The organism is Kitasatospora sp. NPDC001261 (genome assembly GCF_042896795.1).
Classification (GTDB): domain Bacteria; phylum Actinomycetota; class Actinomycetes; order Streptomycetales; family Streptomycetaceae; genus Kitasatospora.
In genome coordinates this window covers 163387-180405 of the sequence record NZ_JBIAXP010000005.1, presented here as the reverse complement: position 1 = coordinate 180405, position 17019 = coordinate 163387, and the positions used below count along the sequence as shown (strand labels likewise).

Sequence of the window (17019 nt, the reverse complement as noted above, 5' to 3'; positions counted from 1 at the left end):
CCAGGCTCGGAGTGGGGAGGACCCGCCGGCGGGGCGAGGACCCCGTCCAGAAGGGACCACCGGAACACCATGACGCTCACCGACGGCGCGGCCGACAGCTGGATCCGCCGCTTCCACCCGGCCCCGGACGCCCGCGTCCGCCTGGTCTGCCTGCCCCACGCGGGAGGGTCGGCGAGCTACTGGTACCCGATGTCCGCCGCCACGGCGGCCGGGATCGAGGTCCTCGCGGTCCAGTACCCGGGGCGGCAGGACCGGCGCCACGAACCCTGCGTCGAGACCGTCGAGGCGCTGGCCGAGCGGGTCACCGAGGCGCTGCTGCCCCACCGCGACCTGCCGCTCGCCCTGTTCGGCCACAGCATGGGCGCGGTCGTCGGCTTCGAGGTCGCCCGGCGCCTGGAGGACCTCGGCGCCCCGCCGGTCGCCCTGTTCGCCTCCGGCCGCCGCGCACCCTCCCGGCACCGGGACGAGGACGTCCACCTCCGCGGCGTCGACGGCATCGTCGCGGAACTCCGCAAGCTGGACGGCACCGACCCGCGGGCCCTGCAGGACCCGGAGCTGCTGCGGATGATCCTCCCCGCGGTCCGCGCCGACTACAAGGCCGTCGAGACCTACCGCTACCGGCCGGGGCCGCCGCTCTCCTGCCCGGTCGACGCCCTGGTCGGCGACAGCGACGAGAAGGCGACCGTCGACGAGGCCGGGTCCTGGCGCGACCACACCACCGGCGGCTCCGCCCTGCACGTCTTCCCCGGCGGCCACTTCTACCTGGCCCACCACCAGGGCGAGATCGTCCGCATCGTCACCGACCGCCTGCTGCCGCCGGTCTCCTGAACCCGGCGGGCCGCGGCGCGCCCGGCCCCGGCCGGGCCGCGCCGCCGACCGGCCTCCGCTCGCGGCCTGACCGGTCGGCCGCCGCACGGCCGCCGTCGAGCAGAGCCCCCGCCCACGGCCACCCCGCCGGAGGGGTGGCCGTGGAAGCTCCGGCCGCCCTTCCCCCGCGGCCCGGTTCGGCCTGCGCGCCCCCGACCGGGCCCGCCGCCGAGCGGGCGCTCTCCCCACGTGTGCCGATCGGCCGTTGCCCGGCCGCCGTCGGGTAATGCCTTTGCCTACGGCCGCCCTTCCCCGGCGGCCCTGCCCGTCACACCCCGTCACCGCCTGCCTGCCCTCGCCTGCCGCCCCGTCGCCTTCCGCCTGCCTCCCGTCGTGCGCGGGAGGCAGCGCGCGTTTCCAGGCCCCCGGGCCCGCGGCGCCCGTCCCACACCTCCCCAGCTGCGGAGAAGCGCCCGGCGGCACCATCCGGCCGAACCGTACGAAAACGGAATCCGACATGTTGCATTCCGCTTCTGTGACTCATGTGACTGACGTGACTGTTGTGATGGATGTGGGTACAGGGAATGGCGTGAATTGGTGGGTCAGGAAAGTGTTGCGTTTCCGTGACAGCCGCGCCTATGATCAACGGAAAGCTTCGATATTGATCGAACCCCGGGGGGGTGTTTGGACAGCGGGGGCCAGTCGGGTGTTCAACTGATGTCGCGTCGCAGTTGAACACCGGTCGGTCGCGGAGGGGTGGGCGGGAGTAGGGGCGGAAGGATTGGGCTCTGAATCCCGCTTCCGGGTTCCGCGAATGAAGCAATCAATTTGCCGGTGATTCCGCGGGTGGTGTCGTACCGGCGCGATGGGGACTTGGGTCGGCGTGTTCTGAAGGGGGAGTTCAGCATGGGGGAGCGCCTGCGCACCGCTCCGACTCCGGTCGGTGCGGATGGCGGCCGGGGTCCGGGAGGTCCGGTCGGAGCATCCGAAACGGCCTCCGGGGGCGGCCGGCCGGCGGAGCGGGCCGCGCGCGCCGAGGCGGCGTTGCGGATCCTCCAGGCCCATCCCTCGCTGTCCGACCGGGCGGTCGCGGAGTCGACCGGCCTTGGCGCGCGAACCGTTGCCGAGCTGCGGCGCCTGTCGGAATCCGTGGCGGAATCCGGATTCCGGATCGGCCGGGACGGCAAGTCCCGCCCGTTGAACGGCGCGGCCGGGCGGCTGCGCGTGGCGGAGCTTCTCGGGGAGAACCCGAAGGCCTCGCTGCGCCAGTTGGCCAGGACGGCCGGGGTGTCGCCCGCGACGGCGCTCGATGTGCGGCGGCGGCTGGAGCGCGGTGAGGAGCCCGTCCCGGTGAAGCGGGCCGCCATTGCGCCGGGGGTTTCCCCGAAGGGTGCCGCGCCGGCCGGGGGGAATGGCTTCGCGGGGGGTTTCGGCCGGACCGGCTGATTTCCCGTCGGCGTTAATCGATTTCTAATCCCCGCCGTAATTCCGGTCGGATCTTGTGCCTTTGTCGGACCGCCGATAAAGTCGAAGTCGGCCTGCAGTATTCCTGCGCCTTGCCTGAAATATAATCTCGCATCCACCAGAGGAGCGGCCAATCATGACGCACCGATTCTCGCTTGTCCTGAACCGAGAAGTGAACGATCAGGAGAAGGTCACCCTGAAGGAGGCGAGCCGCGCCGACATCGCGTTCGTCGACGACACCCTCCCGACGAACGCCGACGTCCCGGTCACCCGGATCGAATTCGAGGACGGGGTCACGGCCACGCTCGCCGAGGCCATCGAGGCCGGCTTCGAGGCCGTCAAGGCCGTCCCGGACCTGTCCGTCCCGGGCCTGAGCGTGCCCGCCCAGCCGGCCGCGGCCGAGGGCGGCGAGGAGGCCGTCAACGAGGCGGCCGAGGCCGTCTCCTGACGGCACGCACGTCCCCGCCCCGCGGGGACTGAGGCCGACTCCTGCGCGGGCGCCGAGCAGCAACCGCGCGGGAGCCGGGCGCCGTTCCCGCGGCAACCGCGCGGGAGCCGGACAGTGATCCCGCGGCAGGCGCGCGGGATCCGCGCCGCAGTACCGCCGGGCACCGGGGGAGGAGCGCGGCCACCGCGAGGAGCGGTCGGCCGCGGTCTTCCGCGTGCCCGCCCGCCCGGCGGGAGCGGTGCGGTGGCAGCACCGTGAAGAACACGTACTCCAGTGGCAGGGCCGCGCTCGTCGTGCACGCGCGCGGTCAGCACGTCGACTCGCAGTTCACTACGGGGGGAGCAGGGCCGCCATGGCCGACGAACAGCAGCTTCGCGACTACCTCAAGGTCGTGACGGCCAAACTGCGCAGCACCCGGACGGAACTGGACCGGCTCAGGCACGAGCCCATCGCCGTCGTCGGCATGGGCTGCCGCTACGCCGGCGGCGTCGACAGCCCCGAGGCGCTGTGGCGGCTGGTCGCGGACGGCGCCGACGCCGTCGCCGGCTTCCCCGCCGACCGGGGCTGGGACACCGCGGGGCTCTACGACTCGCCCGACCTGCCGGGCTCCACCACCCGTGAGGGCGCCTTCCTGTACGAGGCGGCCGAGTTCGACGCCGCCTTCTTCGGGATCAGCCCGCGCGAGGCCCTCGCCATGGACCCGCAGCAGCGGCTGCTGCTGGAGACCTCCTGGGAGGCCGTCGAGCGCGCCGGCATCGATCCGGCCACCCTGCACGGCTCCCGCACCGGCGTGTTCGCGGGCGTCTACTCCTCCGCCGCGGCCTACGGGAGCGACGCCGGACTGGACTTCGCGGAGGCCACCGGCCACCTGCTGACCGGCACCGCCAACAGCGTGCTCTCCGGCCGGATCTCCTTCACCCTCGGCCTGGTCGGCCCCGCCGTGACGGTGGACACCGCCTGCTCCTCCTCCCTGGTCGCCCTGCACCTGGCGGTGCAGGCGCTGCGCGCCGAGGAGTGCGACCTGGCCCTGGCGGGCGGCGCGACCCTGATGTCCTCGCCGGTGCTGTTCCGCGAGTTCTCCCGCCAGCAGGGCCTGGCCGCCGACGGCCGCTGCAAGCCCTTCTCGGCGGACGCCGACGGCACGGGCTGGGGCGAGGGCGCCGGCATGGTCGTCCTGGAGCGGCTGTCGGACGCGCGCCGCAACGGGCACCCCGTCCTGGCGGTGATCAGCGGCAGCGCGGTCAACCAGGACGGCGCCTCCAACGGGCTGACCGCGCCCAACGGCAGCTCGCAGCGCGTCGTCATCCGGGCCGCCCTGGACAACGCCCAGCTGACGGCGGCCGACGTGGACGCCGTGGAGGCGCACGGGACGGGCACCCGGCTCGGCGACCCGATCGAGGCCCAGGCCCTGCTGGAGACCTACGGGCAGGCGGCGGGCCGCGCCGACGACCGGCCGTTGTGGCTGGGCTCGGTGAAGTCCAACATCGGCCACACCCAGGCCGCGGCCGGTGTCGCCGGTGTGATCAAGATGGTGATGGCGCTGCGGCACGGCGTGCTGCCCCGCACCCTGCACTCCGAGCGGCCCTCGGAGTACGTCGACTGGACGGCCGGCCGGATGCGGCTGCTGCAGCGGCCGGTGGACTGGCCCCGGCCCGCGGACGACACCCCCCGGCGCGCGGCCGTCTCGGCGTTCGGCATCAGCGGCACCAACGCCCACCTGGTGCTGGAGGACGCGCCCGAGCCGCAGGCCCCGGCCGTGGAGCCGGTGCGGGCCGCCGCCCCGGCCGTCCTGCCCGGGTCGAGCGCCTGGGTGCTGTCCGGGCGCACCCCGCGGGCGCTGGCCGCGCAGGCCCGCAAGCTCTCCGCCCACCTCGCCACCCGCCCCGGGGCGCGGGCCGCCGAGGTGGCCTGGTCGCTCGCCACCACCCGGACCGCCTTCGAGCACCGCGCCGTGCTGCTGGACCCGGAGTCGGCCGGGGGCCTGGCCGCGCTCGCCGCCGGGGAGCCCGCCGCGGACGTCGTGACCGGGCAGACCCGCGCCGAGGGCACCGGCCGGACGGTCTTCGTCCTGCCGGGCCAGGGCAGCCAGTGGGTCGGCATGGGCCGCGAGCTGGCCGGGGCCTCGCCGGTGTTCGCGTCCCGGTTGGCCGAGTGCGCCGAGGCCCTCGCGCCGTACGTGGACTGGCAGTTGGACGATGTGCTGGCGGGCCTTCACGGCTTCGAGGCCGCTGACGTCGTGCAGCCCGCGCTGTGGGCCGTGATGGTCTCGCTGGCCGCGGTCTGGGAGGCGGCCGGCGTCGTCCCCGACGCGGTGGTGGGCCACTCCCAGGGCGAGATCGCCGCCGCCGTCGTCGCCGGGAGCCTGTCCCTGGCGGACGCCGCCAAGGTCGTCGCCCTGCGCAGCCGGACCCTGACCGCCCTCGCCGGGCGCGGCGGGATGATGGCCGTCGACGGCGCGGCCGACACCGTCCGCGGCTGGCTGGAGCCGTTCGGGGAGCGCCTGTCGGTCGCGGCCGTCAACGGCCCGTCCGCCACGGTGGTCGCCGGGGACCCGGACGCGCTGCACGAGCTGGCCGCGCTCCACCCCGACGTGCGCACCCGCGTCCTGCCGGTGGACTACGCCTCGCACAGCGCCCACGTCGAGGAGCTGCGCGAGGACGTCACCGCCGCCCTGGAGGGGATCGAGCCCCGTACGGCCCGGATCCCGATGGTCTCCGCGATGGACGGCCGCCGGCTCGCCGGGCCGGAGCTCGACCCCGCCTACTGGTACGCCAGCCTGCGCGAGACCGTCGAGTTCGCCCGCGCCGTGCGCACGCTCGGCGACGACGGCTACGACACCTTCGTCGAGGTGTCCCCGCACCCCGTGCTGGCCATGGCCGTCGGCGAGGAACTGGCGGACCGCGACCCCGTGGTCGTCGGCACGCTGCGCCGCGACGACGGCGGCGCCGCGCGGCTGCTCGCCTCCCTCGGCGAGGCGTACGCCCACGGCGCGCCCGTGGACTGGACCGCCGTCCTGCCCCGCGCCGAGCGGGCCGACCTGCCCACCTACGCCTTCCAGCGCGGCCGCTACTGGCCCCGCCGGGTCGAGGCCGCGCCGCAGGCGGCGGTCACCGCCGCCGAGGACGGCTGGCGCTACCGCACGGCCTGGGAGCCGCTCGGCCCCACCGCCCCCGCCCTGAGCGGGACCTGGCTGGTCGTCGCCCGCGAGGACGGCGACCCGGCCCGGCACGTCGAGGCCCTGACCGCGCACGGCGCCGAGGCCGTCGTGCTGCGCACCGACGCGGTGCTGCGCGAGGCGCTCGCCGCCGAGCTCACGGCCGCGCTCGCCGCCCTCCCCGGGGCGCCCGCGAAGCCGGCCGGCGTGCTGTCGCTGCTCGCGCTGGACCCCCGGCCGCTGCCCGGCGCACCCACTGCCCCGCCCGCAACCGCCGCCGTCCCGCACGGCACCGCCGCGACCCTGGCCCTGGTGCAGGCCCTCGGCGACGCCGCGGTCGACGCCCCGCTCTGGGCGCTCACCCGCGGCGCCGTCCGGGTCGCCGCCGACGACGCCCCGCCCGCCCCCGTCCAGGCCCAGGTCTGGGGGCTCGGCCGGGTCGCCGCGCTGGAGCACCCCGACCGCTGGGGCGGACTGGTCGACCTGCCCGAGCAGTGGGACGAGCGGGCCGCCGCCCGGCTGGCCGCCGTGCTCGCCGACGGCGCCGAGGACCAGGTGGCGCTGCGCTGCGCCGGGGCCTTCGCCCGGCGGCTGGTCCACGCGCCCCGCACCGCCCCCGGCCCGGTCGGGCCGGACGGCGGCTGGTCCCCGCGCGGCACGGTGCTCGTCACCGGCGCCACCGGCTCCATCGGCCCGCACCTGACCGCCTGGCTGGCCGGCCGCGGCGCCGCGCGCCTCGTGCTGCCCACCCGCTCCGGGCCGGGCCCGCGGCTCGCGGCCCACGCCGCCGCCCTCGCCGAGGCCGGCACCGCCGTCGACGTGCTCGCCTGCGACCTCGCCGACCGCTCCGCGCTCGCCGCCCTGCTCGACCGCGTCGCCGCCACCGGCCCGCGGCTGTCCACCGTGCTGCACGCGGCCAACGCCTTCCACCTCACCCGCCTCGACGACACCGACCCCGAGGGCCTGGCCGCCTCCCTGGCCGGCAAGGCGGCCGGCGCCGACCACCTCGACGAACTGGTCGCCGACGCCGACGAGTTCGTCCTCTTCTCGTCGATCGCCGCCGCCTGGGGCAGCGCCGAGCACGGCGCCTACGCCGCCGCCAACGCCCACCTCGACGCGCTCGCCGAACGGCGCGCGGCACGCGGCGCCGGCGCGCTCTCGCTCGGCTGGGGCGTGTGGGACACCCGCGACTGGACCGCGCCGGACGCCTTCGGCCCGCACGGGCCCGCCACCATCACCGGCGACGTGCTGCGCCGCCAGGGCACCCGGTTCCTGGACCCGGACCGCGCGCTGGACGTGCTCGGCCGCGTCCTCGCCGACGGAGCCGGCGCCACCGGCCCCTACCTCGCCCTCGCCGACATGGCCTGGGACGACTTCGCGCCGGTGTTCACCGCGGCCCGCCGCAGCGCCCTGCTGGACCGCATCCCCGCCGCCCGCCGGGCCCTCGACGGCGGCGCGGCCGCCACCGGGGCGCCCACGGCCGCCGCCGACGGCGCGGACACCAGCGGGAACGACTTCGCCCGCGCCCTGGCCGGCGCCGCCGGCACCCCCGAGCAGGAGCGCCTGGCCACCGACCTGGTCCGCTCCCACGCGGCGGCCGTCCTCGGCCACCGCGACGCGGGCGACATCGCCGGCCAGCGCGCCTTCCGCGACCTGGGCTTCGACTCGCTGACCGCCGTCGAACTGCGCAAGCGGCTGGCCACGGCCACCGGCCTGCGGCTGCCGTCCACGATCGTCTTCGACCACCCCACCCCGGCCGCGCTCGGCGCCCACCTCGCCGCGGCGGCCCTCGGCACCGGCACCGGCACCGGCACCGACGCCGCCGCGCCCGCCCGGGACGGCGCCGCCGCCGACCCCGACGAACCGCTCGCCATCGTCGGCATCGGCTGCCGGTTCCCCGGCGGCGTCACCACCCCCGACCAGTACTGGGACCTGCTGGCCTCCGGCGCCGACGTGATCGGCGGCCTGCCCACCGACCGCGGCTGGGACCCGGACCTCTACGACCCCGACCCCGCCCGCCAGGGCAAGTCCGTCACCCACCGCGGCGGCTTCCTGCACGACGCCCCCGACTTCGACGCCGCCTTCTTCGGCATCAACCCGCGCGAGGCCCTCGCCATGGACCCCCAGCAGCGCCTGCTGCTGGAGACCTCCTGGGAAGCCCTCGAACGCGCCGGCATCGCCCCCGAATCGCTGCGCGGCACCCCCGTCGGCGTCTTCGCCGGCGCCACCCTGACCGGCTACGGCGACGGCCTGGCCGACGGCGACCCGGCCGCCGAGGGGTACCTCGTCACCGGCCACTCCAGCAGCATCATCTCCGGCCGCGTCGCCTACGCCCTCGGCCTGGAGGGCCCCGCCCTCACCATCGACACCGCCTGCTCCTCCGGCCTGGTCGCCCTGCACCTGGCCGGCCGGGCGCTGCGCGCGGGCGAGTGCGAACTCGCCCTGGTCGGCGGCGTGATGGTGATGTCCACCCCCAGCCAGCTGGTCGGCTTCTCCCGGCAGCGCGGCCTCGCCCCCGACGGCCGCTGCAAGCCCTTCGCCGCCGGAGCCGACGGCATGGGCCTGTCCGAGGGCGCCGCGACCATCGCCGTCGAACGGCTCTCCGACGCGCGGCGCCTCGGCCACCCCGTGCTGGCCGTCGTACGGGGCACCGCCATCAACCAGGACGGCGCCTCCAACGGCCTCACCGCCCCCAGCGGACTCTCCCAGCAGCGCGTGATCCGCGCCGCCCTGGACGCCTCGGGCCTCACCCCCGACCAGATCGACGCGGTCGAGGCGCACGGCACCGGCACCCCCCTCGGCGACCCCGTCGAGGCCCACGCCCTGCTGGCCACCTACGGCCGGGACCGCCCCGCCGACCGGCCGCTGTGGCTCGGCTCCGCCAAGTCCAACATCGGCCACACCCAGACCGCCGCCGGCCTCGCGGGCCTCGTCAAGATGGTCCTCGGCATGCGGCACGGCACGCTGCCGCGCACCCTGCACGCGGACGAGCCGTCCCGGGAGATCGACTGGGAGTCCGGCGCCGTACGGCTGCTGACCGAGCAGCGGCCCTGGACGACCCCGCAGGACGCGCCGCGCCGCGCCGGCGTCTCCGCGTTCGGGATGAGCGGCACCAACGTGCACGTCCTCATCGAACAGGCCCCCGAACACCTCCCCGCCCCCGCCGACCCGCCGCAGGACGACCCGGCCGCCCCGGCCGGACCGCCGCTGCTCGCCGCCGGTACGGACGTCACCGCCTGGCCGGTCAGCGCCCGCGGCCGGGACGCCCTGGCCGCGCAGGCCGGCCGCCTGCGCGCGTACGCCCTCGCCGCCGACACCCCGCCGCCCGCCGCCGTGGCCCGGGCGCTCGCCACCACGCGCAGCCCCTTCGAGCACCGCGCCGTCGTCGTCGGCGCCGACCCCGCCGGACTCGGCCGGGGCCTGGCCGCCCTGATGACCGGCCAGGACACCGAGCACGCCCTCACCGGCGAGAGCGCCGCCCGCGAGGACCGGACGGTGTTCGTCTTCCCCGGCCAGGGCAGCCAGTGGGAGGGCATGGGCCGACGGCTGTCCGCGCAGTCGCCGGTGTTCGCCGCCCGGTTCGCCGAGTGCGCGCGGGCCCTGCGCCCGTACGTCGACTGGGACCCGCACGCCGTGCTCGCGGGCGAGCCCGACGCCCCCGCGCCCGACGGCGCCGCCGTCATGCAGCCGCTGCTGTGGGCCGTGATGGTCTCGCTCGCCGCCGTCTGGGAGGCCGCCGGCGTCGTCCCCGACGCGGTCGTCGGCCACTCCCAGGGCGAGATCGCCGCCGCCACCGTCGCCGGCGCGCTCACCCTGGAGGACGCCGCCCGGATCGTCGCCGTCCGCGCCGCCGCGCTGACCGGCCTCGGCGTCGAGGGTGGCATGCTCTCCGTGGTGCTGCCCGTCGAGCTGGTGCGCGAACTCCTGGAACCCTTCGGCGACCGGCTCGCCGTCGCGGCCGTCAACGCCCCCGCCACGACCGTCGTCTCCGGCGAACCCGACGCGCTCGTCGAGTTCGAACGCGTGCTGCGCAAGCGCAAGGCGATGCGCTGGCGCGTGCCCGTCACCGACTTCGTGGCGCACTCCCGGCTGTGCGAGCCGCTGGCGGAGACCCTGCCGCGGCTGCTGGCCGACATCCGGCCGCGCCCCGCCGCCGTCCCGCTGTTCTCCACCGTCCACGGACGGCTGGTGGACGGCGAGGAGCTGGGGCCGCGGTACTGGTACGCCAACGTCCGGCAGACCGTCCGCTTCGCCGAGGCCGTCGAAGCCCTCGCCGCCACCGGCCACCGCACCTTCGTCGAGGTCTCCGCCCACCCGGTGCTGCTGCCCGCCGTCCAGGAGACGCTGGCCGCCCGCACCGACCTGCCCGGCCCGCTGGTGATCGACACGCTGCGCCGCGACGACGACGGCGCCGACCGGCTGCTGCGCTCGATCGGCACCGCCTACGTCCACGGCCTGCCCGTCGACTGGACCGCCGTGCTGCCCGCCCCCGCCGACGTCCGGGACGCCGCGCGGCGCGTCGAACTGCCGACCTACGCCTTCCAGCACCGCCGCTTCTGGCCGCCGGCCCGCCCGGCCGCGGCCGCCCCCGCCGCCCACGGCCCGGCCGCCGACCCCACCGACGACTGGCGCTTCCTCGCCGAGTGGGCCCACGCCCCCGAGCCCGCCCCCGCGCTGCTCACCGGCACCTGGCTGGTGCCCACCCCCGCCGGACACCCCGTCCACCCCTGCGCCGCGGCCCTCACCGAGCGCGGCGCCCGGACCGTCACCGTCGAGCTGGACACCGCCGAGGCCGACCGCGCCGACTACGCGCGCCGGCTCACCGCCGCACTGGACGGCGCCCGGCCCGCCGGCGTGCTCTCCCTGCTCGCCCTCGACACCGCCCCGCTCACCGCCCACCCCGCCGTGGCCCGCGGCCTCGCCGCCACCCTGGCCCTGGTCCAGGCCCTCGGCGACGCCGCCGTCCCCGCCCCGCTGTGGCTGCTGACCGCCGGCGCCGTCACCACCGACCCCGGCACCGGCGCCGCCGACCCGCAGCAGGCCCCCGTCTGGGCCCTGGGCCGCACCGTCGCCGCCGAACACCCCGACCGCTGGGGCGGGTTGGTCGACCTGCCCGGGCAGTGGGACGAGCGGGCCGCCGCCCGCCTGGCCGCCGTCCTCGCCGCCCGCGACGAGAACGAGGTCGCGCTGCGCGCCGACGGCCTGCGGCCCCGCCGCCTCGCCCACGCCCCCAGGCCGCCCCGCCCCGCCGACCGACGGCCGCTCGCCCCCCGCGGCACCGTCCTCGTCACCGGCGGCACCGGCCACATCGGCGGCCACGCCGCCCGCTGGCTCGCCCGCGAGCGCGGCGCCCGCCGCCTCGTCCTCACCAGCCGCTCCGGCCCCGCCGCCGCCGGCACCGCCGCGCTCGCCGCCGAACTCGCCGCCGCCGGCGCCGCCGTGGACGTCCTCGCCTGCGACACCGCCGAACGCCCCGCGCTCGCCGCCGTGCTCGACCGCGTCGCCGCCACCGGACCGGCCCTGTCCACCGTGCTGCACGCCGCCGGCGCCCTGGACGACGGCGTCCTGGACCGCCTGGACGCCGCCCGCCTGGCCCGCACCTTCGACGGCAAGGCCGGCGGCGCCGCCCACCTCGACGAGCTGACCGCCCACCTGGACCTCGACGCCTTCGTCCTCTGCTCCTCCATCTCCGCCACCTTCGGCAACGGCGGCCAGGGCAACTACGCCGCCGCCAACGCCTACCTGGACGCCCTCGCCGAGCAGCGCCGCGCCCGCGGCCTGCCCGCCACCTCGCTGGCCTGGGGCCCGTGGGCGGGCGGCGGCGTCGGCCAGGCCAGCGAAGGCGCCCGCCGGCGGCTCGCCCGCAACAAGTGGGAGGTCCTGATGGAGCCCGAGGACGCGGTCCGCGCCCTCGCCGCCGCCGTCGAGGACCCCGACCCCCGGCTGGCCGTACTGTCGCTGATGGCCGTCGACTTCGCCGCGATGGCCACCGCCCGCGGCCCCGAACAGCTGCGCCGCGCCCCGCTGATGCGCGACCTGCCCGAGATCCGGGCCGCCGACGCGGCCGACGCCGCGGACCCGGCGCCGCGCGCCGCCGAGGCGGAGCACCCGCTGGCCGTCCGGCTGTCGGCGCTGACCTCCGCCGAGGCGCAGGACCGGCTGCTCTGCGACCTGGTCCGGGACGAGGCCGCCACCGTGATGGGGTACGCCTCGGCCGCCGACGTCGAGCCCGGCCGCGCCTTCAGCGAACTCGGCCTGGACTCCCTCACCTCCGTCGAACTGCGCAACCGGCTCAGCACCGCCGCCGGCCTGCCGCTGCCCGCCACCCTGCTGTACGACTACCCGGACCCGCAGGTGCTCGCCGCGCACCTGCGCACCCGGCTGGTCGGCGGCGGACCGGACACCGCCGCCCCGGCCGCACCGCGCGCCACCGGCCCGGACCCGCTCGCCGACCCGGTCGCGATCGTCGCCATGGGCTGCCGCCTGCCCGGCGGCATCCACACCCCCGAGCAGCTGTGGCAGCTGCTCGACGCCGGACAGGACGCCGTCACCGGCCTGCCCACCGACCGGGGCTGGGACCTCGCCGCCCTCTACGACCCCACCGCCGAAAGGCCCGGCACCTTCTACGCCCGCGAGGGCGGGTTCCTGCACGAGGCCGCCGAGTTCGACGCCGGGTTCTTCGGCGTCAGCCCGCGCGAGGCGGTCACCATGGACCCGCAGCAGCGGCTGCTGCTGGAGGTCGTCTGGGAGACCCTGGAACGCGGCGGCATCGACCCCACCGGCCTGCGCGGCAGCCGTACCGGCGTGTTCGTCGGCGGCTTCGGCTCCGGCTACGACCACCTCACCGCCCGCGCCGCCGGCCACGCCGACCACCGCCTGGAGGGCCAGGCCATGATCGGCACCGCCACCAGCGTGCTGTCCGGCCGGGTCTCCTACCTCCTCGGCCTGGAGGGCCCGGCGTTCACCGTCGACACGGCCTGCTCCTCCTCGCTGGTCGCCCTGCACTCCGCCGCCCAGGCGCTGCGGGCCGGCGAGTGCGACCTCGCCCTGGTCGGCGGTGTCACCGTGATGCCCACCCCGCGCGACCTGGTCGGCTTCTCCCAGCAGCGCGGCCTGGCCGCCGACGGCCGGTGCAAGGCCTTCGGCGAGGGCGCCGACGGCATGGGCATGGCCGAGGGCGTCGGCGTCCTCGCGGTCGAACGGCTCTCCGACGCCCACCGCAACGGCCACCAGGTGCTCGGCGTGGTCCGCGGCAGCGCCGTCAACCAGGACGGCGCCTCCAACGGGCTCACCGCCCCCAGCGGCCCCTCCCAGCAGCGGGTGATCCGCGCCGCGCTGGCCGGCGCCGGCCTCACCGCCGCCGACGTGGACGCCGTCGAGGCGCACGGCACCGGCACCGAACTCGGCGACCCGATCGAGGCCCAGGCCCTGCTCGCCACCTACGGCCAGGACCGGCCCGCCGACCGGCCGCTGTGGCTGGGCTCGGTGAAGTCCAACATCGGCCACACCCAGGCCGCCGCCGGCGTCGCCGGGATCATGAAGATCGTCCTGGCCCTGCGGCACGGACAGCTGCCGCGCACCCTGCACGCCGACACCCCGACCCCGCACGTCGACTGGACCGCCGGGCACGTTGCCCTGCTGCACCGGCCCGTCGCCTGGGCGCCGGACGGCGAGCGGCCCCGCCGGGCCGGCGTCTCCAGCTTCGGCGTCAGCGGCACCAACGCCCACGTCATCATCGAGGAGGCCCCCGCCCGGCCCGCGCCCGCGCCCGCGACGACGGACGCGACGCCGGACGCCGGCCCCGCCCCGGTGCTGACCGGCGGACCGGTCGCCTGGCCGGTCGGCGCCCGCGACCCGCGCGCCCTCGCCGCCCAGGCGGGCCGGCTGCGCGAGTCCGCGCTGGCCCGCCCCGACCTGCCGGTCGGCGACGTGGCCTGGTCGCTCGCCACCACCCGCCCGCCGCACGACCACCGCGCCGTGCTGCTGGGCGCCGACCACGCCGAACTGCTGCCCGCCGCCGCGGCGGTGGCCACCGGACAGGACTCGCCCGACGCCGTCACCGGCTCCGTCGCGCCCGGCGGCACCGGCCGCACCGTGTTCGTCTTCCCCGGCCACGGCAGCCAGTGGATCGGCATGGGCCGCGAACTCGCCGAGGTCTCACCGGTCTTCCGCGACCGGCTGGACCAGTGCGCCCGGGCCCTGGCCCCGTACGTCGACTGGGACCTCGCGGATGTCCTGGCCGGCGAGCACGACTTCCTCGCCGCCGACGTGCTCCAACCCGCCGTCTGGGCGGTCTCGGTGGCGCTGGCGGCCGTCTGGCAGGCCGCCGGGGTCTCCCCGGACGCGGTCGTCGGCCACTCCCTGGGCGAGATCGCCGCGGCGACCGTCGCCGGCGCCCTCACCCTGGAGGACGGCGCGAAGGTCGCCGCCCTGCGCAGCCGGGCCCTGCGCACCCTGGACGGACGCGGCGGCCTGCTCTCCGTCGCCGAGCCCGCCGACACGGTGCGCGAACGGCTCGCCGGCTTCGAGGGACGGCTCGCGCTCGCCACCGTCAACGGCCCCCGCTCCTGCGTGGTCTCCGGCGACCCCGACGCGCTCGACGAGTTCGCCGCCGCCTGCCCGCCCACCTGCCGCACCACCCGCGTCCCGATCGCCTACGCCTCGCACAGCCCCCAGGTGGAGGAGCTGCGCGAGGAGATCCTCGCCGCCCTCGCCGGCATCGAGCCCCGCGCGGCCGACGTCCCGCTGGTCTCCGCGTACACCGGGCAGTGGCAGGACGGCCGGGAGCTGGACGCCCACTACTGGTACGCGAGCCTGCGCGGCACCGTCGAGTTCGAACGGGCCGTACGGACCCTCGGCGACAGCGGGCACCGGGTGTTCGTCGAGGTGTCCGGGCACCCCGCGCTGACCGGCGCCGTCCGGGACACCCTCGGCGAGGCGGCGGTCGTCACCGGCACGCTGCGGCGCCAGGACGGCGGCGCCCGCCGCCTGCTCACCTCGCTCGCCACCGCCTACGTGGCCGGCGCACCCGTCGACTGGGCGGCCGTGCACGGCCCCGGCACCCTCGTGGACCTGCCCACCTACGCCTTCCAGCGCAGCCGCTACTGGCCCGAACCGGCCCGGCCCGCCGCCCCCGCGCCCGACGACGCGCTGACCGGCCTGCGCTACCGGATCACCTGGACCCGGACCGCCGAGCACCCCGCACCCCCGCAACTGACCGGCAGCTGGCTGCTGGTCGGCGCGGCCGCCGACCCGGAGACCGCCCGGAAGGTCGCCCGGGCCCTGGCCGAGCACGGCGCCACCGACGTCCGCACCCTGCCGGACGCCGACCGCACCGCTCTCGCCGCCCACCCGGCGCCCGCCGGCGTGGTCTCCCTGCTCGCCCTGGACGAGTCCCCGGACCAGGGGCACCCGACCATGACCCGGGGCGTGGCCGCCACCCTCGACCTCATCCAGCAGCTCGGCGCCGGCGCCCCCGGCACCCCGCTGTGGGTGCTCACCTCCGGCGCCGTGGCCACCGGCCCCGGCGAGAGCGGCAGCCCCGCCCAGGCCCAGGTCTGGGGACTGGGCCGGGTCGCCGGCCTCGAACACCCCGGGCACTGGGGCGGACTGGTCGACCTGCCGCCCGCCGGCGCCTGGGACGACCGCACCGGCAGCCGGCTCGCCGCCCTGCTGTCCGGCGCCGTCGCCGAGGACCAGACGGCCCTGCGCCCGCAGGGCATCCTGGCCCGCCGCCTGGTCCGCGCCGCCGCGGCCGCCGCCACCCCCCGGCCCGGGCGCGGCACCGTCCTGGTCACCGGCGGCACCGGCGCCATCGGCGCCGAGGTCGGCCGCTGGCTCGCCGGGCGCGGCGCCGAACGCGTCGTCCTCGCCGCCGGCGAACCGCTGACCGCCGACGTCGCCCGGCTCGCCGCCGACGTCGCCGCCTCCGGCGCCGCCCTGTCCATCGCCGCCTGCGACACCACCCGGCGCGCCGAACTCGGCGGCCTGCTACGGCAGATCACCGCCGACGGCGGCCCCGCCCTGCGCGGCGTCGTGCACGCCGTCGGCGCCGGACAGGCCACCGCCGTCGCCGACACCACGGCACGGGAGCTCGCCGACGTCGCCGGCGCCCGGTCGGCCGGCGCCCGCTGGCTCGACGAACTGACCACCGACCTCGACCTGGACGACTTCGTCCTGTTCTCCTCCGTCGCCGCGACCTGGGGCAGCGCCCTGGTGCCCGGCTACGCCACGGGCAGCGCCTTCGTCGACGCCCTCGCCGAGCAGCGCCGCGCCCGCGGACAGGTCGCCACCTCGGTCGCCTGGGGCCCCTGGGCCGACGGCGGGGCCGGCGCCCGGTCCTCCGTCCGGCACGGCCTGGGCGTCCTGGACCCGGGCACCGCCGTCCGGGCGCTCGGCCAGGCCATGGACGGGCGCGACGCGCTCGTCACCATCGCCGACGTGGACTGGCGGACCTTCGCGCCCGCCTTCACCCTGCACCGTCCGAGCCCGCTGCTCGCCGACCTGCCGGAAGCGGCCGCCCCGGCGGCCGAACCGGTCGGCCCGGCCGACGGCGGCACGGCGCCCGAGTTCGCCCGGACCGTCCTCGCCCTGCCCGCCGCCCGCCGGCCGGCCGCGGTGACGGACCTGGTGCGCGCCCAGGCGGCCCTGGTGCTGTCGCACGGGAGCACCGCCGACATCGACGCCGAACGCGCCTTCCGGGACCTCGGCTTCGACTCCCTGACCGCCATCGAACTGCGCGACCGGCTCGCCGCCGCCACCGGCGTCACCCTGCCCTCCACCGTCGTCTTCGAGTACCCGACGTCCGCCGCCCTCGCCGCGCACCTGCTGCGCGAGCTCGGCGCCGGCCCGGAGTCCGTACGCACCCAACTCGACCGGCTGGACGCCTCGTTGTCGGGCCTGCTGGACCGGCTCGGCGAGGACGGCGACGGGACGGACGGGGACGAGGAGGCCGTCGCGGCGCAGCTCGCCGCACTGAGCGCCAAGTGGCAACGACTCCAGCGCCGCGCCGGCGGCCCCGCCACCGGCGGCGGCAACGGCGCCGGCACCGCCGCCGGCCAGGACGTCTCCGAGCGCCTCGCCGCCGCGGACGACGACGAGGTCTTCGACCTCCTGGGCAAGGAGTTCGGCATCGAATGACCGTACC

4 protein-coding genes are annotated in these 17019 nt (G+C 77.6%); all 4 read left to right on the top strand.

The features are described 5' to 3' along the window. Window positions 1-69: 69 nt before the first annotated feature. The 4 genes from ACFY4B_RS09060 to ACFY4B_RS09045 all read left to right on the top strand — a co-directional run bounded on the left by ACFY4B_RS09060 (window position 70) and on the right by ACFY4B_RS09045 (window position 17012). Complete coding sequence (locus tag ACFY4B_RS09060; protein ID WP_387966999.1) at window positions 70-828, top strand: thioesterase II family protein; 759 nt, start codon at window positions 70-72, stop codon at window positions 826-828. Between the two features lie 885 nt (window positions 829-1713). After that, window positions 1714-2253, top strand: a complete 540-nt coding sequence (locus ACFY4B_RS09055; RefSeq protein ID WP_143204652.1) for a hypothetical protein — start codon at window positions 1714-1716, stop codon at window positions 2251-2253. A 190-nt stretch (window positions 2254-2443) separates the two neighbouring features. After that, window positions 2444-2719, top strand: a complete 276-nt coding sequence (locus ACFY4B_RS09050; RefSeq protein ID WP_198959456.1) for a hypothetical protein — start codon at window positions 2444-2446, stop codon at window positions 2717-2719. Window positions 2720-3071: 352 nt separating this feature from the next. Then, entirely contained in the window at window positions 3072-17012 is a 13941-nt protein-coding gene (locus ACFY4B_RS09045; protein ID WP_387966998.1) for an SDR family NAD(P)-dependent oxidoreductase, read from the top strand. Window positions 17013-17019 lie beyond the last annotated feature (7 nt).